Source organism: Pelistega indica, from assembly GCF_000506865.1.
GTDB classification, from domain to species: Bacteria; Pseudomonadota; Gammaproteobacteria; order Burkholderiales; family Burkholderiaceae_B; genus Taylorella; species Taylorella indica.
The window spans coordinates 1-22,356 of record NZ_AYSV01000131.1; the positions used below are offsets into that span (position 1 = coordinate 1).

A 22,356-nucleotide genomic window follows, 5' to 3' on the forward strand; every position below is an offset into this window, starting at 1 on the left:
TCAGCCTCTAGAGGGTTTTTTACGTCTAGCGACCATAACAAACTAGCTCCCCCTCCACGGTTTAAACTCATCCTCATATCGCCCCCATATAACCATCTTGCGTGGTGTATGGCGACTTGTTTATGAGCCAGCGATTCTAGCGCATCGCTCCACTACCTATAAGACAATTTTATGTTATGCCTCATTGGTTTAATACGTGCTGATAGTAGAAATTAGGTGTGCCTTGATTGCCTCACGGTATTAATGGTTGTATTTATTGTGTCTCAGTGTATGCTCAACGATTTGAGCAATTAGCAAGGTGCAATGAAATTAGTGAGTATATCTATGATAATCCAGCAATGGCAAGTGATAGCGAGTGAGAGTTTAAGACTTAATTAGTCCCCTGTGCTGAGCTAAGAATTGATTTAAATAGTCAATCACTCTTGAGACCGCCTGTTTTGCAACGCCCATAGCCTGCTGAATCTCCATAAAATGTCCAGGTAATAATCGGACATCTTTGACACGTTGGGCATCTGCTAAAAGTTGTTGATGCACGCCGGCAGCGACTTCATAGTAACCTGCTAAAAATACATCGACTACTTCTTGTGAGGTTTGAGTATGGATTAATTGAGCATGGTTAAGATGTCGGCTTAGGTATAAATCATAAGCACTTCCTCTCGCTACAACAATACGATGCGCTGTATTATCCACTTCATTTATGTGCTGAATAGAAGAATGACGATGAACAAGATAAGAACCATAAATGCTCAAATAAGGTTGACTAAATTGAATCACTTCAGCACGTTGAGGATCAATCGCAAAGAAACCAATATCTGCCTCTCCACTAGAAATAGCTTTAACAGATGCTGAAGCATTTTTTACAATGATAAATTGGTGCTCCACTTGAAGCTGTTCTGCAAGTTTCTTAGCTAAATCAACAGATATTCCTTTTAGTTCTCCTTTTTCTTGTTGGGCAAGAACAGCATTGCCTAGGTTAATGCAGACACGTAATAAGCCTGTAGGGGTGAGTATCTGTCTAACAAGATCTTGCATGATTTGCTTCCTTAAATAATGAAAAATGATCGCTAAATTTTTTACATACTGATTAATATTAAATTAAATGACTAGATATTAGAAGTGCTTATTCGCTATTTACGCTCATATTCTATGATCTAGATTTATTTAGTTTTAAAAAGTCTCTGCTAATTTAAATTTCCTCTAAAAATCGTTAAATAGCCCATATTATTTCGCCTAAATCCAGTAAAAACCCTAATTATCAAGATTGAATAATTTGCTTATTATGTCATCTTCTTTAAATCGGTATATCCAGTATATTATTGGTAATACCAATTTAAGGAGGATGAATGTATAATTTCTTCCCAAAGGAGGGTAAACCAATGCAATGGCAACAACTATATGATCCATTGGGGAATATATGGCTATCCAGTCTAGTCGCCTTAATTCCCATTATCTTTTTCTTTTTAGCGCTAACGGTATTTCGTTTAAAAGGAATCGTTGCTGGTTCTGTAACAGTCATACTAGCTTTTTTAGTAGCAATATTAGCGTATGGTATGCCAATTGGCATGGCATTATCATCAGTGCTTTATGGCTTTTTCTATGGTCTATGGCCTATCGCATGGATTATTATCGGTGCAGTATTCCTTTACAAAATTTCTGTGAAAACAGGGCAATTTGATATTATTCGCTCAAGTATTATTTCTTTGACAGAAGACCAACGTATGCAAATGTTACTTGTAGGCTTTGCATTTGGTACCTTCTTGGAAGGTGCAGCAGGTTTCGGTGCACCAGTGGCGATTACTGCAGCATTACTAGTTGGGTTAGGATTTAAGCCATTATATGCGGCAGGTCTTTGTTTAATTGCAAATACGGCACCAGTTGCTTTTGGTGCAATGGGTATACCAATTCTTGTGGCAGGTCAGGTATCCAATCTAGATCCTTTCCATATTAGTCAAATGGTGGGTCGTCAATTACCATTTGTAGTACCAATTGTCTTAATTTGGTTAATGGCCATTATGGATGGATGGCGCGGTATTAAAGAAATGTGGCCTGCTATCTTAGTAGGTAGCTTAGCATTTTCTATCACACAATGGGCAACATCAAACTTTATTGGCCCAGAATTACCAGATATTACGGCAGCTATTATGACATTGATAGCATTGACCGTGCTATGTAAATACTGGCAACCTAAAACAACATTCAGATTTAATAATGATGAGAATAAAACGGTAGAAAAACACACATATACAACAGGTCAAATTGTTAGAGCATGGATGCCATTTGCTATTTTGACGGCAATGGTTACGTTGTGGAGTATTAAGCCATTCAAGGATTTATTTAAAGCGGGCGGTCCATTAGAACACTTTGCTATTTCTATTCCAGTGCCTGGTTTGCATAATCTGGTACAAAAACTGCCTCCTGTCGTTAGTGAAGCAACGAATTATGCTGCTATTTATAAATTTGATTGGTTATCGGCAACCGGCACAGCTATTTTTATTGCCGCTATCATCACTATTATTTATTTACGTATGAAACCAGGTCAAGCGGTATCTACTTTTGGTGAAACTTTAAAAGAGTTACGAATTCCTGTTGCCTCAATCGGTATGGTATTAGCCTTTGCTTTTATTGCTAATTATTCTGGTTTATCAGCTACATTAGCATTAGCGTTAGCCCATACAGGAGATGCTTTCCCATTCTTTTCTCCATTCTTGGGATGGTTAGGGGTGTTTTTAACAGGATCAGATACGTCTGCTAATGCATTATTCGCTGCGTTACAAGCAACAACAGCACATCAAATTGGTGTCTCTGATATATTGTTAGTGGCGGCAAATACGAGTGGTGGTGTAACTGGTAAGATGATTTCACCTCAATCAATAGCGATTGCTTGCGCAGCGGTTGGTTTAGTTGGTAAAGAGTCGGATCTATTCCGCTTTACGGTTAAACATAGCTTAATTTTTGCTGTAATTATTGGTATTATTGTCACTATGCAGGCATATTGGTTGCCTGGCATGATTCCAGTACCCCATTAATTAAGTATAAGAGTTTTCAAATGGCTGTTAGTAATCCTCTCACTCAAGTATTAGCTGATTTTATTGAAAGTCAAAGTATACAAATTGGAGAGCGACTACCAGCCGAGAGAAAACTCTGTGAAATTCTTTCCATTTCCAGAACTCGCTTACGAGAATTGTTTAAGCAATTAATTGCACAAGATTTACTCGAAACGCGAGTGGGTTCTGGAACTTATTTAAAACAGTCGCCTACAATGTGGAGGATTGATTCAAACTTAAATCAATTAAGTAAATTGGTTTCTGAGGATCCTAATTATCGTTTTGATGTACAAGAAGCAAGAGCTGTGCTAGAAGGTGGTACAGCATGGTATGCCAGTCTACGGGCAACCGCTGAAGAAAAACGAGAAATTCGTCAAGCTTATGAGCAGTTATTAGAGTACCAACAACAAGGAAATCTAATCTTAGCGTCCGATGCAGATGCTAATTTTCATTTGGTTATTGCTGAAGCTAGTCATAATGCTGTATTGATTCAATTGATGCGTAATGTTTTTGAGCTATTACATCATAATGTCGTGCTTGCTCGTCACAAAATGTATAGTGATGCTGAGATGGTTGATAATCTTAATGAACAGCACAAAGAATTGGTAGAAGCGATTGAAAAAGGTGACGCACAGAACGCACTAAATATTGTTCAAGGGCATATTCACTATGTTATTGATAAAGTAAAAGAGATTAACGAGTCGGAAGCAAGACGTGAGCGTACGAGTCGTTTAAAGAAATTTTAGGAAAAATCATGATTATTTCATCATCAAAAGATTATCGTAAAGCAGCACAAAGACGCTTACCTCCTTTTTTATTCCATTATATTGATGGAGGAGCATATGATGAGGCAACGTTAAAAAACAATGTAGATGACCTCTCTAAAATTGCTCTGCGTCAACGTATTTTACGTAATATGGCAGAGCTAAGTACCGAAACCGAATTATTCGGTGAAAAGCTTGCTATGCCATTGGCTCTTGCACCAGTGGGTTTAACAGGTATGTATGCTAAACGTGGTGAGGTACAAGCGGCAAAAGCAGCGGATAATAAAGGCATTCCATTCACCTTATCGACTGTATCAGTTTGTCCTATCGAAGAAGTAGTACCTGCTATTAGACGACCAATGTGGTTTCAGTTGTATGTGTTGCGTGATCGTGGCTTTATGAAAAATGTGTTAGAGCGTGCTAAAGCAGCTGGTTGCAGTACATTAGTCTTTACGGTAGATATGCCAGTGCCGGGTGCTCGATATCGTGATGCACATTCAGGCATGAGCGGTCCTAATGCTGCTATTAGACGCTATGCTCAATCAACACTATATCCTCATTGGGCTTGGCATGTAGGGCTCAATGGTCGTCCACATGATTTAGGTAATATTTCTAAGTATTTAGGTAAACCCACAGGATTAGAGGACTATATTGGTTGGCTAGGAGCGAATTTTGATCCTTCTATTTCATGGAAAGATCTCGAATGGATTCGAGAATTCTGGGATGGACCTATGATTATCAAAGGTATTCTGGATCCAGATGATGCTCGTGATGCTGTCACATTTGGTGCTGATGGCATAGTGGTTTCTAACCATGGCGGTCGTCAATTAGATGGTGTTTTATCTAGTGCGAAAGCCTTACCGATGATAGCAGATGCTGTTAAAGGAAAACTAAAGATTCTTGCTGACTCTGGTGTTCGTAATGGTCTAGATATTGTACGTATGATTGCTCTAGGTGCAGATGCATGTCTAATTGGGCGAGCGTTTGCTTATGCCTTAGCAGCAGAGGGTCAGGCTGGTGTTGAAAATCTCTTAGAAATTATGAAAAAAGAGATGCGTGTTGCAATGACGCTGACTGGGGCAAAAACAGTAGCAGAGATTACCTCAGATTGCCTGGTAAAAATTGAGCAAGAAATTAAGGGGTAAACCTTAATTGAATATGCTAAGGATGAGTATTTCATTGATTCATCCTTAGAGGAGGAGAGACATGGTGGCAAATGAACATAATGAGTTAATTACTTCTTTAAGAAAAATAGTTGGCGATAAAAACGTTTTAATTGATGCAGCTCAGACAAAGTTATATCGAGAAGGAAAACGTTATGGTTCTGGTAGTGTATTAGCTGTTGTCACACCTGGAACATTGATTGAGCAATGGAAGGTATTAAATACGGTCTTGCCTGATTGTATTGTAATTATGCAAGCCGCTAATACGGGGTTGACAGGTGGTTCAACCCCATTTGGTGATGACTATGATCGTCCAGTGGTGATTTTGAATACGACGAGACTAAAAGGGATTCAGCTTATTAACAAAGCAGAGCAAGTTGTTTGTTTGCCCGGTGCTACCTTAGATGAATTAGAAAAAGCCCTTGCACCGCATTCTAGAGAGCCTCATTCCGTTATTGGTTCATCATGCATTGGAGCTTCTGTGCTAGGAGGGATTTGTAATAACTCTGGTGGGGCATTAGTTCGTAGGGGACCCGCTTATACCGAGCTCGCTTTATATGCACGGTTGAACGAAGAAAATCAATTGGAGTTGATTAATCATCTCGGTATTAATTTGGGTGAATCGCCAGAAGAAATTTTAAATGCGTTGGAGAATGGTACTTATCGTCCAGAAGATATTGATAATGATGACAGAAAACATGCTTCTGATAAAAATTATGCATTTGATGTCGCGCAGGTAGATGAGGATACGCCTGCTAGATTTAATAATAATCCCAATCGTTTGTTTGAGGCATCTGGGTCTGCAGGTAAGGTATGTGTTTTTGCGGTGAGATTAGATACATTCCCTAAAGTCGCTAGTGAGGTATTTTATATTGGCAGTCAGACACAAGATGACTTGACGAATATCCGTCGCTATTTATTGAAAGAGTTACCTCGCTTACCTATTGCTGGGGAGTATATTCATCGTACTGCCTATGATATTGGTGCGGAATATGGTAAGGATGTCTTCTTATTTATTGAGAAATTTGGTACGAACAAAGTACCGAAGATGTTTGCTACTAAGACTCAGATTGATATTAAATTAGAAAAAATCGGTTTAAAAGGTTGGAGTGATAAATGTCTTCAATTTATGATGAAATTTTTTCCCAACCATTTACCTAAGCGAATGAATGACTTCAGGGATTTATATCAGCATCACCTTATTATCCGTATTGAAAAACAAGATGTTGATTTAGTTCAGCGTTATTTAGAAGACTATTTTAAGGAACACACCACAGGCAACTATTTCTTATGCACCGCAGAAGAGGGGCGCAAAGCATTTTTACATCGCTTTGCGATTGCTGGTGCGGCAATTCGTTATAGAGATAGTCATCGTGATGAAGTGGAAGATATTGTGGCCTTGGATATTGCCTTACGTCGGAATGATCGAGAGTGGGAAGAAGAGTTATCCGATGAATTAAATAAAGACATCATTCATAAACTTTATTATGGACATTTCTTCTGCCATGTTTTCCATCAAGACTATATTATTCGCAAAGGCGTTGATCCCTTAGAAATGGAGCATAAAATGTGGGTTTTGCTTGATGGTAGAGGCGCAGAATACCCTGCTGAACATAATGTGGGTCATCTATATTTAGCAAAAGCTGCCTTACAAAATCATTATAAGCGCTTAGATCCAACAAATAGTTTTAATGTCGGTATTGGACATACAAGTCGACGCCGTTTTTGGGGGGATCACAAATCTGTAGCTGAGTAATGACGTGCCATTACCGTTAAACTCTTTCTGTCACTAAATTGATTCTCAAAAATAAACGATTCCCCCGTCGATTGGATACTATCCATAACGGGGGGTTATAGGTAAGTTATTGTCTAGGTGTTCGAATAATTTGTGGATAGTTTTTGTCGAGTGTAGCGGAGCTACTTGCACGTCTAGGGCTAATATCTAATCCACCGCGGCGTGTATAGCGGGCGTACACCTCTAAGAATGTTGGTTGGCACTGTTGCCATATATCGCAGTAAATTTGCTCTACACATTGTTCATGAAATCCATTATGTGTACGATAAGAAACAATATATTCTAGAAGTGATGCATGATCAATCGCAGGACCTTCATAGCTAATGACGACACTTCCCCAATCTGGCTGAGAAGTGACTGGACAATTGCTTTTTAATAGATCAGAGACTAATACTTCTTTACGAATGCTATCAGTATCGGCTTTGAGTAAACTTGCTGTTGGCTCATAAATAGAGCATTCGATGTCTAGATTATCAATATTAATTGCCTCAAGAGGGGCTATAACGGTAGAGTCAGGATAAGGGGAATGTTTATCACTCATTAAGAGAGTATGAGCGTTTTCTCTGATGATATTAACAGTACCTCCAGCCGCTTGACTTAAGTCTTGAACTAGATGAGCGTATAAATTATCCCAAGATAATTTTTCTTGGTTAAACGAATTTAAATATAATTTAAACGATTTAGACTCAATGATGTGGCTAGAGGTAGCTGGAATAGTAAAGCGTAAGATAGCAATCTCAGGCTTACCTTTTGGGTTAAGCCAAGATACCTCAAATGCTCTCCAGACATCCTCTCCGTACCACTCTGGATAAGGTTTAATACTCAAATGGTCACGTCCAATTTGTCGAGAAATCGGAAAAAGTAGACTTGGATCGTATTGAGTAGGGTAGTCACTACTTTTACCTAGGGGTGCATGTAGTAAGTTTTTTTCAACAGTTTGCATAGTGGTAAATATCAATTAAAAAACAAAAGTCTAAAAAATTTTAGAATTAAAAGAGTTTTTGAATGCTAATTGTTTTGCTTAACTTATTTTTGGGTGCTGCATTGAGATCATTATCAGGACTTGTTGTGCTGTTATCATCGTGTGTGTCTTCATCATCATCCATTAATGGCGAATAATCAGCAAAATTGTCTTGATCAAATGCTTTATCACCATCTTCATCGGCAATACCAGTAGGCTTTAGGTTCACAAAATCAAAAAGATTTTTATCCATTAAATGAGATGGTGCAACAGCAGCCATCGCTTTAAAAATATTCCAGACTTTTTTAGGACTTTCTTTTTCCCAGTCTCTCAGCATTTGCGCCACTTGTTTGCGTTTTAAGTTTTCTTGTGAACCGCATAAATTACATGGAATGATAGGAAATTCTTTGAGTTTAGCGTAAGCAATCAGGTCTTTTTCAGTGACATAAGCAAGAGGACGTATAACAGTATGTTTGCCATCGTCACTAACTAATTTAGGAGGCATTGTTTTGAGTTTTGCCGCATAAAAAAGATTTAGAAAAAACGTTGCCAAAATATCGTCACGATGATGTCCTAGCGCAATTTTGGTACAACCTAATTCATTAGCAACTCGATATAGAATTCCTCGACGTAGACGCGAACAAAGAGAGCAAGTCGTTTTTCCCTCAGGAATGACTCTTTTTACAATCGAATAAGTATCTTGATTCTCTATGTGAAAATCAACGCCAATACTACTCAAATAAGTCGGTAATACCTCCTCAGGGAAGCCTGGCTGTTTTTGGTCCAAATTGACTGCAACTATATCAAAATGTATGGGTGCTCTTTTTTGTAAGGTCATTAATACATCAAGCATTGCATACGAATCTTTACCACCAGATAAGCACACCATAACCTTATCGCCATCCTCAATCATATTGTAATCAACAATGGCTTTACCTGTTTCTCGAATAATACGTTTACTAAGTTTGTTATTATCTATACGAAGTTTTTCTTTTAAATTTGAATCAATTTCTTGCATGGTAAGGTGTTATGATAAGCAACAAGGATAGAGTGGATAAAAAATCAAATTAACGATGTACTAGGAATTCAATACCAACAGCATCGCAGTCAGAGAAAGCAGCGGGTTTGCTGATGCGCAATTTGACTTGGCTTACTTCAGGGAAGTCTTTTAATAAACGGGTCGTAATAGTATCTCCCAACACTTCGACAAGGTGAACATGTGTACGAGAGGTTTCCTCAATAATGGCTTCACGTATTTTGCGATAGTCCAATACTGAGCGAATATCTAAATCATTCGCTTTTTGTTTAGGTTGTACGTCTAATTCTACGTCAATATAAATAATTTGAGTGGCTCGTAACTCATGCTCGAGTATACCTATACGAGCATCTAAACGCAGACGAATTAAAAAAAATTTTATGGGCGGGTATCATAAGCTATTTTAATGCTAAATCAATAAGTCTAAATTGTAATGTTTTCTATAGGTAAATTGGCTACAATAGGGTGATATGTTTAAAAACACAATGATGAATTCTCTATGTCTACTGTTTATGATGCGGTGATTGTTGGGGCAGGTCCAGCGGGCGCCTCTTGTGCTGTATGGTTATCTTTATTGGGTTATAAGCCCGTGGTATTGGATAAGGCTAGTGTAGTGGGTGGATTAAGTGCACTTAATCCTTTCCAAGATGTTTGGAATGTGACCGCTCCTGATTTAACAGGTGAAGAGGTCTCCTTGCAAATACAAAAGAGTCTAGAGGCGGCTAAAGTTCCTGTTTTATTAAAGCAAACAGTCACTAGTATCCAACGTGTGGAGCATGCAGAGAGTGAATTTCCTCTTTTCAAGGTCTTTTTTGGGGAAAATAATGCTTTAATGGGTAAGAATGTCGTACTTGCTAGTGGTGTTAAACATAAACGCCCGCCACAAATGCCTGCTGGAAAATATTATCCTGAAATATTGTTGGGGCCTGGTAAACATGTGTATATGCATGACTTCATCATGAAAAAGGTGGCTGTGCTAGGTGGCGGTGATAATGCCCTAGAAAATGCTGTTTATGCCTTGGATAGAGGGGTTAAACAAATTGATATTTTTGCTCGAACTTTACGAGCACAAAAGAAATGGTTATCTATTATTAATCCCGAACATTTACATATCGGGGACTATAATTTTAATCCAGAAGAAATGACTGTTAATGGTGAGCACTATGATACTGTGATGGTGTTTTATGGTTATGAACCACAGCTGGATGGAATAGCCAGTTTAAATCTTGCCTTGATGGAAACAGGACATATTTGGACGGATCAACGGACAGCACAAACTAGTGTGCCTGGTATTTATGCTATTGGTGAGGTGGCTAATCGTATGCATCCCTGTGTGGTTACTTCAATGGCTGACGGAGTCGTAGCTGCTAAAGCGATACAAGCCTCTTTAGAGGCTCCCTAGTATAGCCTTGGCTTCAGTGAGGTTAGTTTGATGAATATGGCAATTAGTTTTCACGTTGTAACTGCTGACATAAAGTAGGTAAATAGTCTAAAAAACGTATGGTGGGACGAAAGAGAATATCTTGATTAGCAAAAACGATTTGGTTTGTTGTTAAGGTAATGCCCAATGCTTTAAGTTCATCAATGATTTGTTGTGTGCGTTTTGGTATGCTCTCATGAATTGAAATGCCTACTAAGACTTTATCAGGAGGACTTACCAATAATTGTTCTTTTGAAATCATTAGTGAAGCCACGTTTTGATCATCAAATAACCCCTGTGTGCCACAGCTATGTAGGCTTTGAGAGAGAAAAGCATTTTTGCCTAGTGTATAGATAGGGTTAAAGCCAAGATAGATAAAAATTTTTTTCGAAACACTATTTGATTGATAGTGTTTATTCAGCGTTTGCCATTGCTGCCGCCATTGATTAACTTGCTCTGTGCGGGAATGCTGCAATCTACTTGCCAATTCTTCTGCGTGTTTAAATAACTCCTCCATATTTTTTGGCTGCATGGGAACAAGAGTTAATTTGAGAGACTGTTGAGCCGCATCTAGGGTTTGGCTTTTCGAGAAATGTATAACAAAATCTGGATTATAGTGAGCTAATAATTCAAGATTAGGATTAAAGGCATCACCAATATTTGGGAGCTGTTTTGCTTGATCAGGAAAATTACTATTTTTATCAACGGCAATAAGGTGATTCTCTAATTTTAGCTCGTAAATAAGTTCTGTGGCCGCGGGTGATAGACTAATCACTGTTGGTGTTTCAAATGACAGGGCAGTATTTGAAATAGCTGCCCCAGTCAAGAGGTACAACAATCCTATAGAGCGAAGTGAAGTCCCTTTTTTATTCATCATTAGTGTTGATAAGCTAGATTTAAGAAGAAATTAGTGCCTTGAGCATTGTAGCCATAAGCTGGGGCATATTTCTTATTAAATACATTGTTAACACTGGCTTGGATTTGGAAATTCTTCGCTACTTTATAGTCAGTGCGTAAATTTACCAAGCCATAGCCACCCAAACGTTTTTCTTTGGTATTAGAGGCATCATCATAGCGGTGTCCTACAAATAAGTAGTCAGCGGCTAAATTAATACGTTCAAATTCATGACTGATACTGGCACGGTATATTTGGTTGGCTCGACGTACGAGACGCTTACCAGTGCTATCATCTTTGGCATTTAAGAAATCTGCACCAAGAGAGAGAGTTGTATAGCCTAGGCGTTGGCTAGCATCTACGCTTAGCCCTCTGATAGTTGCTTTGTCAACATTGCTTGTAGAGCATGGGTATGTACTGCAGTCATATGCATTGATTAAGTCTTTATATTTTGTCTGAAAAAGAGTAAGACTTGCTTGAGTATCATTGCTGTTATAACGTAAGTTTAGCTCAACATGACGAGATTTTTCTGGGAGAAGATCCGGGTTGCCTTGGAAGCCCCATGCTAGAGGCGAGAACATGTCTGCAAAAGTCCCCACTCGGAAGCCTGTGCTATAACCAGCGCCTACTTGGAACTCTGGCGTCATATCAAATGCGTAAGTTAAACCACCCGTTGTACTACCTTTGACTCCTGAGACTTTATCTCTACGGATATTTGCTTGAATATGATGACGATCAAAATCACCCTTATAAAGAGCAGCTATTGAATTTGTATGGCGTTTTTGTTGGGTTAAGCCATTACTATTAAACGCACGCTCTTTGGTATGTTCGTATACAACAGATAATGTTTGATTCTCATCTAGACTAAAATTATTCTGCCAGCTGTAGAAATTAGTGCGAGAGTCAAAAGTTGATCCGTAAGCACGATCATCTGAATGCAATTTTCCATAAGAAAGTTGTACAACGCTTTCCCACCAATGGCTTATTTGATTATTGCTAGTGATACTATAGGCTTTCTGACGTGAATAGCCATAAGCATTTTGTACGCTCCAAGGGTCATTACCCGCATCAAACTCATTACGGCTTACCGCATTTAAGAAGTTCACCCCGAGGCGATGACCGGGAGCAAATGTATAGCCTAAACTACCTGTCATAGATGCTTGGTTATAACCATCTCTATCGGGGTTATAGACATAAGTGTTTTTTGTATTGCTTGCATTAAAGCCTTCGCTTGTAGCATATGCTCCTGCTAAGTAATAATCAAATTTTTCTGTCGCACCAGAAATCGCTGCATTAGTACGGAAGGTACCGTTAGAGCCTCCACCTATATTAGCGATTAAGCTTAAATCGCGAGGTCCCGTCTCTGTTGGTGTTGTCATAAGATTTATCACTCCACCCATTGCGTTTGAACCATATAAGCCACTTGCTGCGCCACGAATAATTTCTATGCGGTTGAATAAGGCTGGGTTAATAAGATTCCAGAAAGTGCTGCCAGCCGTCGTATCGTTAATACGTAAACCATTGAACATAACTAAGGTAGCTTGTGGATTTGCTCCTCGTGTGTAAATGCCACTAACAGTTTGTGGTCCGCCTGAGTCGTACACTTGTAATCCGGGTGTACGAGCGAATAGGTCAAGTAATGTCGGACTAGTTTCGCGTTTTAATTGGGCACTATCGATCACCGTTATATCACCTATGACATTACTGATAGGTTGGGGCGTACGAGAAGCTGTTACAACGATAGGTTCTAAAGAAGGAACGCTGGACTCTTGTGCGAGTACAGCAGCAGGAAAAAAAGCAACCGCAAGAGCTGTTTTCAAAGGAGAAAATTTCATGTGAATGAGCCTAAAAAGTGTGCGTCCCCGCACAAAAATTAAGGGATGTTTAAAAAGGCTGAGATCGGGCTTGACTAAAGAGTGGTACCGTTGCGGGGGCAGCACAGCTTGGATAAGTTCAATTTATCTACTGTTTCCCATTTACTTTTGCCTCATTTCTGCAAGGGAGAAATGCCAAAAGCACCTTGATAAAAGCTAACGTTATTTTACGATAAGTTGTTTGTTTATGAAAATAATTAATGAAAATTGTTGTTTTTTTAAATAAATTTCATGTTTAAAGTAAACATTATAGGGATAAAAAAGTAATCAATAGACTATGGAGGTATCAGGAAATTAACAATTTTGTCTGTTTGGAAAATTATCATTCCTTAAAAGATAGGTTTTTTACGAGTCTGGAAGTGTTAAAATTTGCTTCTTTGATTATCATTTTTTTAAAGGTCTACAGTGGCATACCCAACATTACCTTACCCTATTGAGGCATATACTCATGGAGCAGATTTTGCACGTCAACTTAGCAAGGGAAAAATTCTGATTCTTGACGGAGCTATGGGGACGATGATTCAGCAGTATAAATTAACTGAGGAAGATTTTAGAGGTAGTCGTTTTATTGATCATGCTCAGGATGTAAAAGGGGACAATGAGCTTTTAAGCTTAGTTCGCCCTGATATTATTTTAGAAATTCATGAGAAATATTTGGCAGCGGGTGCTGATGTGATTGAAACGAATACCTTTGGTGCGACATCAGTAGCTCAAAGTGATTATGATTTACCCCATCTTGCTTATGAATTGAACCTTGCGTCAGCGAAGTTAGCCAGACAAGCTTGTGAGAAATATTCCACACCGACACATCCTCGCTTTGTCGCAGGTGCTCTTGGTCCACAACCCAAAACAGCTTCCATTTCGCCTGACGTGAACGACCCAGGTGCTCGTAATATTACCTTTGATGAGTTGGTGGCGACGTATACTGAGCAATTAAATGGCTTGTTAGATGGTGGCATTGATATTGTATTGATTGAAACCATTTTTGACACCTTAAATGCTAAAGCAGCGATTTTTGCTGTTGAAACAGTCTTTGAACAAAGAGGTATTCGTCTACCTGTCATGATTTCAGGGACGGTTACGGATGCTTCAGGTAGGATTTTGTCTGGGCAAACAGTGGAAGCTTTTTGGAACTCAATTCGCCATGCGCGACCCATTACGATAGGGTTAAATTGCGCTTTAGGGGCAGCACTCATGCGTCCTTATGTGGCAGAGTTATCAAAAATCTGTGACACCTACTTATGTGTGTATCCGAATGCTGGACTACCGAATCCTATGAGTGATACTGGTTTTGATGAAACGCCTACAGATACGTCCTCTTTGCTCAAAGAATTTGCTCAAGCAGGTTTTGTCAATATGGTGGGGGGGTGTTGTGGAACTACCCCTGAACATATAAAAGCAATAGCAGAAGCCGTACATGCATTGCCTGCACGTGTAGTACCAGAAGTAGACGTAAAAACTCGCTTATCAGGGTTAGAGCCACTAAATATTGATGACAGTACCTTATTTATTAATGTCGGTGAAAGAACTAATGTCACCGGCTCGAAAATGTTCTTGCGCTTGATTAAAGAGGAAAAATTTGATGAGGCACTCGCTGTTGCCCGTCAACAAGTGGAGAATGGGGCACAAATAATTGACGTGAATATGGATGAGGCTATGCTAGATGCAAAAGCTAGTATGCGTCGTTTCTTGAATTTGATTGCCTCTGAGCCTGATATTTCGCGCGTACCTATCATGATTGACTCATCTAAATGGGAAGTCATAGAGGAAGGTCTTAAATGTGTACAAGGCAAGCCAGTCGTTAATTCTATCTCTATGAAAGAGGGTGTTGAACCATTTTTAGCTCATGCACGGTTATGCCGTAAATATGGTGCAGCTATTGTTGTAATGGCTTTTGATGAGTTAGGGCAGGCTGATAATTTAGAGCGCCGTAAAGAAATTTGTGGTAAGGCCTATCATCTTTTAGTGAATGAATTAAATTTCCCTCCAGAAGATATTATTTTTGACCCTAACGTATTTGCTGTCGCTACAGGGATTGAGGAACATGACAACTATGCCCTTGACTTTATCCAAGGGGTTAAATGGATTCATGAGAATTTGCCTTATGCACGTATGTCAGGCGGTATTTCTAACGTCAGTTTCTCATTCCGTGGCAATGAGGTGATGCGTGAAGCAATCCATACGGTCTTTTTATACTACGCAATTAAAGAAGGTTTAACGATGGGGATCGTTAATGCTGGGATGTTAGGGGTATATGCAGATTTAGATCCAAAAACACGTGACTTGGTAGAAGATGTAATTCTAAATCGTCAGTATCCCGTAGGCAAAACAGATGAAAATGATGAGCGAACATCCACTGAACGCTTAGTTGAGTTTGCAGAACAAGTTAAAGGTTCTGGACAGAAAAAAGAAGAAAACTTGGAATGGCGTAATTTACCTGTAGAGCAACGTTTAACACATGGCTTAGTTAATGGTATTACACAATTTATTGTTGAGGATACGGAAGAAATTAGGCAAATTATTGCGTCTAAAGGTGGTCGTCCAATTGAGGTGATTGAAGGACCCTTGATGGATGGTATGAATGTGGTGGGTGACTTATTTGGTGAAGGTAAAATGTTCCTACCACAAGTAGTTAAGTCTGCTAGGGTAATGAAACAAGCGGTCGCACATTTGGTGCCGTTTATTGAAGAAGAAAAGCGTCAAATTGAGGCAGCAGGTGGGGATGTGCGAGCTAAAGGGAAGATAGTTATTGCTACTGTTAAAGGGGATGTACACGATATTGGGAAAAATATTGTATCCGTAGTATTACAGTGTAATAACTTTGAAGTCGTTAATATGGGTGTAATGGTTCCATGTGCGGATATTTTGGCTAAAGCAAAAGAAGAAAATGCCGATATTATTGGCTTGTCAGGCTTAATTACACCGAGTTTAGAAGAAATGGCCTATGTGGCGTCTGAAATGCAACGTGATCCTTATTTTAGAGAGAAAAAAATACCACTGATGATTGGTGGAGCCACAACAAGTCGCGTGCATACTGCTGTTAAGATTGCTCCTAATTATGAAGGTCCAGTCATCTATGTCCCTGATGCTAGTCGTTCTGTGGGTGTTTGTACTCATTTAGTGTCGGATAACAAAGACGCCTTTTTAAGAGATTTAGCGGAAGAATATGAGCAAGTGCGAGTACGTCATGCTAATAGACGAGCGAATCCCGTTATTCCTCTAGAGGAAGCTCGAGCAAATAAAGAACAGATAGATTGGCAACACTATACTCCTCCTAAACCAAAATTTATTGGCCGACGCTTATTTGAATCCTATGATTTAAAAGAAATTGTGAAATTTTTTGACTGGGGTCCATTCTTTATGACATGGGGTTTAGCAGGTGGTTTCCCAAAAATTTTAGACGATGAAATAGTGGGTGAGCAAGCACGAAAACTATATGCTGACGGTCAAGAGATGTTGCACAAAATTATTGAGGGAAGATGGCTAACAGCGAGTGGTGTGGTAGCGTTTTATCCAGCAAATAGTGTGAATGAAGAAGATATCGAGGTGTATGCAGATGAGTCACGAGAAGAAGTGCTTTTTACGTGGCATCTGGTACGTCAGCAAAATAAAAAACGAGAAGATGTTCGTAACAAATGTTTAGCAGATTATATTGCGCCTAAATCCTCTGGGGTTAAAGATTATATTGGTATGTTTGCTGTCACCAATGGTTTAGGGATTGAAGTGCATGAAGAGCATTTTGAAAAAGAGTTGGATGACTATTCCTTGATTATGATTAAAGCAATTGCTGATCGTTTGGCAGAAGGATTTGCTGAATGTTTGCATCATCGTGTTCGTACAGACTTATGGGGGTATGTACATGAGGAAAACCTCAGCAATGAAGAAATCATTGAGGAAAAATATGTCGGTATTCGTCCTGCTCCTGGCTATCCATCTTGTCCAGAGCATACCGTCAAAGCAGATATGTTCCGTGTGATGAAACCTGAAGATATTGGCATGAAGCTTACTGAAAGTTATGCGATGTATCCGGCATCAAGTGTCTCAGGCTTTTATTTTAGTCATCCTTTAGCGGATTATTTTAGTATTGGTAATATTGGTCAAGACCAATTTGATGATTATCGTAGACGCACAGGGTTTGAAGAGGCTAAAGCCAAAAAAGCCTTACATTCGGTAATAGAATAGATGCAGAGTAAATCACCGTCACGTAAAAAACAGCTTCTCGGTGAGTTTGTCCGGGAAGCTAGATCTAGAGTCAGTCCACAAGTAGCAGGTATATCACCTGGTCTGAGGCGACGCACGCCCGGCTTACGCCGAGAGGAAGTTGCCTTATTGTGTGATATTAGTGTGACGTGGTACACATGGATTGAACAAGGTAGAGATGTTTCTGTATCAGCGCAAGTATGGTCGAAACTGGCTGATGCACTACACTTAAACTCTGCTGAGAGAGCTTATTTATTTGAGCTGGCTGATGCTATTGATCCTGACGTGACTAAGGCTGAGCATGGTAGTTTATCAAGTTATTTACAAGAGTGTGTTGATGCAATTGCTAGCCCTGCTTATATACTTGATAAATCGTGGAATATATTGTATTTCAATAACTTAATTAATGAATTATTCGATGGTTGGATAGCAAAGACAACATCACCAAATTTATTACAATTTATTTTCCAAGAGCCTAAAGCACGTGATATCGTGATAGGATGGGAAAATAGAGCTGTTCGTGCTGTAGCAGAGTTTCGTGCTGATGTGGCTGCTAGTATTGAGCAATTAGAAATGGCAAGTTTTGTCGAAGACTTATCGTCAAAAAGTGAGCTATTTAAACTTTGTTGGGATAGACAAACAGTACTCGCTCGTGAGGGAGGGGTACGAGAATTTAATCACCCTCAACAAGGTTATATTGAGTTTGAGCAGATAACGTTTCGATTAGCAACCCATTTAGACTATAAGCTGGTAATGCTGTTAGCTAAAGCGCCATAGTTTTACAATGTTTTACAAACTAATCGTTAATAATGTTAAAAAAGGCAATAATACAGCTAGTCATCTAGCGAAATTGTTTTTAGAATAGGATTAATGATTAATTTGGTTAATCTCCGTTAAATATCTATTAGGAGTCATTTATGAAATATACTCGTTTAGCCGCTGTTGTTTTAGCAGGTTCTGTATTTGCTGGTTGTGCTTCTACTGCAGGTAATACTGCCGCAGGAACTGGTATCGGTGCTGCTCTTGGAGCTGGTGTTGGTGCATTAATTGGTGATAACTCGAAATCAGCTGCTATCGGCGCTGGTATTGGTGCTGTAGCTGGTGCAATCACTGGTTATAACTGGGATCGTATCGTAGGAAAAGTGGATGAAACAGGTTCAAAAATTGGTGTTTCAACTACAAAAATGCCTGACGGTAGCCTAAAAGTTAATTTCCCAGAGGGTGCAACATTTGATACAGGTAGCGCACAATTGAAATCTACAGCGTATCCTGTGTTAGACGCTTTAGCATCAGAAATGACTGCAGCGCCAACATTACGTGTAAAAGTAATTGGTCATACAGATAATAAAGGCACAGCTAAACTTAACCAAAAATTATCTGAAAGCCGTGCTCAAAGTGTTGTTAGTTATTTAGCTACTAAAGGTGTTGATGGCTCACGTGCAATGACAGAAGGCCGTGGTTTCAATGACCCAATCGCTGATAATGGTACAGAAGAAGGTCGTGCACAAAATCGCCGAGTCGAAGTGTACTTATACGCAGTACAACAATAATTTTTTTTGTAAAAGTTGTGAGAAACATTTCTAAACTTACAGCATAATACATCTAATCCCAATCCACTTGAAAAGTGTAATTGGGATTTTAGTTTGTAGATACAGAGGTACTTTCGGCGTGCAGGTTTTATCATGAGTTCTACATAGATATATTTTGGAGAATTAATTTGAAAAAACCTGCACGTCAAAATCAAAAGAAGATTAGTTAATCTTTATTTGAAGATTAGTTAATCTTTATTTGAAGATTAGTTAATCTTTATTTGAAGATTAGTTAATCTTTATTTGAAGATTAGTGAATCTTTATTTGAAGATTAGTGAATCTTTATTTGAAGATTAACTAATCATAATACATCTAATCCCAATCCACTTGAAAAGTGTGATTGGGATTTTTTTATCTAATTAATCTCTCCAATAAATTCAAACGAGTTCATATTGGAATAATAGTTTGTGTTTTATAATAGTGGATATATAGGTGTTTTATATCATCTGATTTAACAGATTGATTTGGCACACTAAGGTAATGTAGTTGTTTGGAGTTGCAAAAAGGGGTTTTATTATGCCTACAAAAGAGAGTTTTTTGGCACCAGGGAAATTCCCACTCGGATTAATTATTGGTGTGTTGGCGCTGATAGGTATTTTATTACTACCAACACCAGAAGGCTTGCCTGTTGCAGGACACCGCGTTTTGGCTATCTTGGTATTTGCTATTATTGTCTGGGTGAGTGAAGCTGTTTCTTATGAAACTAGTTCCATTATTATCTTGGGATTAATTGTTTTTCTCGTTGGCTTATCACCAAGTATGGACAATCATGCAAAGGATTGGGGTACGTCTGCATCAATGAATCTCGCTTTAACTGGGTTTGGTAATTCTGCGTTAGCATTGGTGACGGCAGCATTATTTTTAGCTGCATGTATGACATTTACTGGCTTAGATAAACGGATTGCGTTGAGCACCTTAAATTTGGTGGGAACGAGTACGAAATCAATTTTTGTCGGAACTATCCTCGTTATTATTGTGTTAAGTCTAGTCGTACCAAGTGCTACAGCTAGGGGTGCAGCAATGTTACCTATTATTATGGGGATTATCGCAGCATTTGGAGTGGATAAGCGTTCCAATTTAGCGGCGGGTCTTATGATTGTTGTTGCCGAAGGTATTAGTGTCTGGAATATAGGTATCCAAACCGCTGCCGCACAGAACTTGTTAACAGTTGGTTTTATGGAAAAGATGCTAGGTGAACGAGTCGCTTGGGTGGATTGGTTAATCGCTGCATTACCATGGTCATTAATTATGTCTGTTGTATTGGTCGTGGTGGTATTAAAATTATTACCTGTAGAAGTCAATGGTTTACAGGGTGGACGAGAAACTGTTAGAAAGCAAAAAGAAGAGCTTGGTCCAATGTCTTCTGCACAGAAACGTTTATTATTAGTAACATTGATTTTGATTGGTTTCTGGGCGACAGAAGGTAAATTACATAAATTCAATACCACAGCAACGACTACTGTAGCTTTAGCCATGTTATTGTTACCGAAAATTGGTGTGATTAACTGGAAAGATATTCAAGCTAGAGTACCTTGGGGAACAGTCATTGTTTTCGGTGTTGGTATTAGTTTGGGAACTGCTCTGCTTCAAACTAAAGCAGGGGAGTGGCTAGGAACACAAATTGTAGCGAATACAGGGCTAGATACATTTAGTCCAACAATGATATTTGCTGTATTAGCTGCCTTTCTGATTGTTATCCACTTAGGTTTTGCTAGTGCTACAGCCTTGTCTTCTTCAATGATTCCAATCATGATTGCATTATTGCAAAATCTTCCGGGCGATATTAATCGTTTAGGTATGACCATGATTTTAGGTTTTGTGGTGAGTTATGGGTTTATTTTGCCAATTAATGCACCACAAAATATGGTTTGTCTTGGTACTGAAACGTTTAATGCAAAACAATTTGCTAAAGTGGGTATCGTAGTCACCGTGATTGGCTATTTATTAATGGTACTATTTGCTGCTACCTATTGGAAGTGGTTAGGACTCTTATAGACCTATATGCAAGCACCTGGAATTATTATTAAATCCCTTCATTTTGATTATGATCAAAGCCCCCTGTTTACAGGGGTATCTGCACATTTTCAGGCAGGGCAATGGCATAGTATTTTAGGTAGTTCAGGCGTTGGGAAAAGTAGTTTAATTAAAATAATGGCGGGACTACTTTCACATCAAACGTGGCAAGGGGAGGTAATGGCTGATGATGGGCTGCCATTATTTTCTCGCATTGCGTGGATGGCTCAAGATGATTTATTAATGCCTTGGCTATCCGTGTTGGAAAATATTTGTTTAGGATTTCAGTTAAGGGGTGATTTGACACCAGATGTACAAGAGTCTGCGATGCGATTACTTAAGCAAGTAGGTCTATCAGGATTGGGAGATAGAAAGCCATATCAACTTTCTGGAGGGCAACGACAGCGGGTAGCCTTGGCTAGGACACTTTTGGAAGATAAGCCTATTGTCTTGATGGATGAGCCATTTTCAGCACTAGATTTTGCCACTAGACTACAGTTACAGACATTGTTTATTAAACTGTTTCGAGATAAAACAGTTATCTTAATTACGCATGATCCACTAGAAGCACTTCGATTAAGTCAGCATATTTGGGTTATGCAAGCCCAAAATCAACAGCCAGCGTCATTGGTACACATGGTAAATTTATCCTCTGATACCCCTAGATCAATTGATGATCCTGACGTATTAAAATGGCAGGGCGTATTATTAAATCAACTTTCAACCGTTTAAAAAGAGGAAGACTAACATGCAAAAATTTTCTCTTTTGGGGCGTTTATTGTTGATCGCACTTGGAATCATGGTACTGTGGCAATTGGTTGTGATGATAACCGGGCTTCCTAAATTCATCTTGCCTAGTCCTTTACAAGTTTTCCAAACGCTTAATCAGCGTATTGATTTAATTGCAGAGCATGCTAGCATCACAGCATTGGAAATTTTATTAGGCATGTTGTGTGGTTGCGTGGCAGGCTTTTTAAGTGCATTAAGCTTACAAATGTTTAAGCCTATACGACCTTGGTTATTGCCTCTACTGGTGATTAGTCAAGCCATCCCGGTTTTTGCTGTTGCTCCATTGCTGATGGTTTGGTTTGGCTATGGGATGAGTTCCAAAATTATTATGGCTAGTTTAATTATTTTTTTTCCTGTGGCAGCTGCTTGTTATGACGGCTTAAGACAAACACCTCAGGGATGGTTAGACTTGGCACAAACGATGCAAGCTAATGCATGGCAGCAATTGCGTTATATTCGCTTACCAGCATCTCTCCCTTCATTAGCATCTGGGTTGCGAGTGGCAGCATCGGTAGCCCCTATTGGTGCCGTAGTTGGGGAATGGGTTGGCTCTAGTGAAGGGCTTGGTTATTTAATGCTACATGCAAATGCAAGGATGCAAATAGATTTAATGTTTGCTAGTCTATTTGTATTAGCTTTAATGGCATTGATACTTTATTTCGGTATTGATGTTATGTTAAGAAAAATGCTTCCTTGGGTAAATCATCAATAAAAGGAGATAAGATGAAAGATAGTATGAATTAAAACTACCTTAGCAGGATTACTAACATTGGCATTTGTTGGTTCAGTAAATGCTCAAGMWRAAAATAAAT

The 22,356-nt window shown here is 39.0% G+C and carries 18 protein-coding genes and 1 riboswitch; of the genes, 12 read left to right on the forward strand and 6 right to left on the reverse strand.

Features of this window, described 5'->3' with window-relative positions:
- Positions 1–227: 227 nt before the first annotated feature.
- Complete coding sequence (locus tag V757_RS29710) at positions 228–359, forward strand: hypothetical protein (protein ID WP_261796462.1); 132 nt, start codon at positions 228–230, stop codon at positions 357–359.
- Between the two features lie 4 nt (positions 360–363).
- Here V757_RS29710 and V757_RS26430 read toward each other — a convergent pair whose 3' ends face one another.
- Positions 364–1,032: a transporter substrate-binding domain-containing protein gene (locus V757_RS26430; RefSeq protein ID WP_023953133.1), complete on the reverse strand. Its 669-nt coding sequence runs from the start codon at positions 1,030–1,032 to the stop codon at positions 364–366.
- A 311-nt stretch (positions 1,033–1,343) separates the two neighbouring features.
- On the opposite strand from V757_RS26430, the gene lldP reads away from it, so the two are divergent.
- The 4 genes from lldP (at position 1,344) to dld (ending at position 6,727) form a co-directional block, all read left to right on the forward strand.
- Positions 1,344–3,026, forward strand: coding sequence for an L-lactate permease (gene lldP / locus V757_RS26435; protein ID WP_023953135.1), 1,683 nt, complete (start codon positions 1,344–1,346; stop codon positions 3,024–3,026).
- Between the two features lie 20 nt (positions 3,027–3,046).
- Positions 3,047–3,790 carry an FCD domain-containing protein gene (locus V757_RS26440; protein WP_023953137.1) on the forward strand — a complete coding sequence of 248 codons (744 nt, stop codon included), beginning with the start codon at positions 3,047–3,049 and terminating at the stop codon, positions 3,788–3,790.
- Between the two features lie 8 nt (positions 3,791–3,798).
- The gene (gene lldD, locus V757_RS26445) at positions 3,799–4,953 is read left to right on the forward strand and encodes an FMN-dependent L-lactate dehydrogenase LldD (protein ID WP_023953139.1); all 1,155 of its coding nucleotides are present in this window, start codon (positions 3,799–3,801) and stop codon (positions 4,951–4,953) included.
- Between the two features lie 61 nt (positions 4,954–5,014).
- Positions 5,015–6,727: a D-lactate dehydrogenase gene (gene dld, locus V757_RS26450; RefSeq protein ID WP_023953141.1), complete on the forward strand. Its 1,713-nt coding sequence runs from the start codon at positions 5,015–5,017 to the stop codon at positions 6,725–6,727.
- Positions 6,728–6,833: 106 nt separating this feature from the next.
- On the opposite strand, the gene queF is transcribed toward dld, so the two are convergent.
- The 3 genes from queF to folB are packed head-to-tail and all read right to left on the reverse strand — an operon-like array spanning position 6,834 to position 9,145.
- Positions 6,834–7,709, reverse strand: coding sequence for an NADPH-dependent 7-cyano-7-deazaguanine reductase QueF (gene queF, locus V757_RS26455; protein WP_023953143.1), 876 nt, complete (start codon positions 7,707–7,709; stop codon positions 6,834–6,836).
- A 46-nt stretch (positions 7,710–7,755) separates the two neighbouring features.
- On the reverse strand, positions 7,756–8,745 hold the full coding sequence (gene ttcA / locus V757_RS26460; protein ID WP_023953146.1) for a tRNA 2-thiocytidine(32) synthetase TtcA: 990 nt from the start codon (positions 8,743–8,745) through the stop codon (positions 7,756–7,758).
- Between the two features lie 49 nt (positions 8,746–8,794).
- Complete coding sequence (gene folB / locus V757_RS0115205; protein ID WP_031274881.1) at positions 8,795–9,145, reverse strand: dihydroneopterin aldolase; 351 nt, start codon at positions 9,143–9,145, stop codon at positions 8,795–8,797.
- Positions 9,146–9,262: 117 nt separating this feature from the next.
- On the opposite strand from folB, the gene V757_RS26465 reads away from it, so the two are divergent.
- Positions 9,263–10,165, forward strand: coding sequence for an NAD(P)/FAD-dependent oxidoreductase (locus V757_RS26465; protein WP_023953150.1), 903 nt, complete (start codon positions 9,263–9,265; stop codon positions 10,163–10,165).
- Between the two features lie 43 nt (positions 10,166–10,208).
- On the opposite strand, the gene V757_RS26470 is transcribed toward V757_RS26465, so the two are convergent.
- Positions 10,209–11,009 (reverse strand): ABC transporter substrate-binding protein, encoded by an 801-nt coding sequence (locus V757_RS26470; protein WP_218184516.1) that lies wholly within the window; start codon positions 11,007–11,009, stop codon positions 10,209–10,211.
- 50 nt (positions 11,010–11,059) lie between these two features.
- Positions 11,060–12,913 (reverse strand): TonB-dependent receptor domain-containing protein, encoded by a 1,854-nt coding sequence (locus V757_RS26475; protein ID WP_023953154.1) that lies wholly within the window; start codon positions 12,911–12,913, stop codon positions 11,060–11,062.
- A gap of 39 nt (positions 12,914–12,952) precedes the next feature.
- A riboswitch (cobalamin riboswitch) is annotated at positions 12,953–13,116 on the reverse strand.
- A 241-nt stretch (positions 13,117–13,357) separates the two neighbouring features.
- On the opposite strand from V757_RS26475, the gene metH reads away from it, so the two are divergent.
- The 6 genes from metH (at position 13,358) to V757_RS26505 (ending at position 22,256) form a co-directional block, all read left to right on the forward strand.
- Complete coding sequence (gene metH / locus V757_RS26480; protein ID WP_023953156.1) at positions 13,358–17,134, forward strand: methionine synthase; 3,777 nt, start codon at positions 13,358–13,360, stop codon at positions 17,132–17,134.
- Complete coding sequence (locus V757_RS26485) at positions 17,135–17,929, forward strand: helix-turn-helix transcriptional regulator (protein ID WP_023953158.1); 795 nt, start codon at positions 17,135–17,137, stop codon at positions 17,927–17,929.
- Between the two features lie 140 nt (positions 17,930–18,069).
- Positions 18,070–18,702 carry a YiaD family glycine zipper/OmpA-like lipoprotein gene (locus V757_RS26490; RefSeq protein WP_023953160.1) on the forward strand — a complete coding sequence of 211 codons (633 nt, stop codon included), beginning with the start codon at positions 18,070–18,072 and terminating at the stop codon, positions 18,700–18,702.
- Positions 18,703–19,258: 556 nt separating this feature from the next.
- Complete coding sequence (locus V757_RS26495; protein ID WP_023953162.1) at positions 19,259–20,737, forward strand: DASS family sodium-coupled anion symporter; 1,479 nt, start codon at positions 19,259–19,261, stop codon at positions 20,735–20,737.
- Between the two features lie 6 nt (positions 20,738–20,743).
- Positions 20,744–21,487 carry an ABC transporter ATP-binding protein gene (locus V757_RS26500; RefSeq protein ID WP_023953164.1) on the forward strand — a complete coding sequence of 248 codons (744 nt, stop codon included), beginning with the start codon at positions 20,744–20,746 and terminating at the stop codon, positions 21,485–21,487.
- 16 nt (positions 21,488–21,503) lie between these two features.
- Complete coding sequence (locus tag V757_RS26505) at positions 21,504–22,256, forward strand: ABC transporter permease (RefSeq protein WP_023953166.1); 753 nt, start codon at positions 21,504–21,506, stop codon at positions 22,254–22,256.
- The last annotated feature ends 100 nt before the right edge of the window (positions 22,257–22,356 follow it).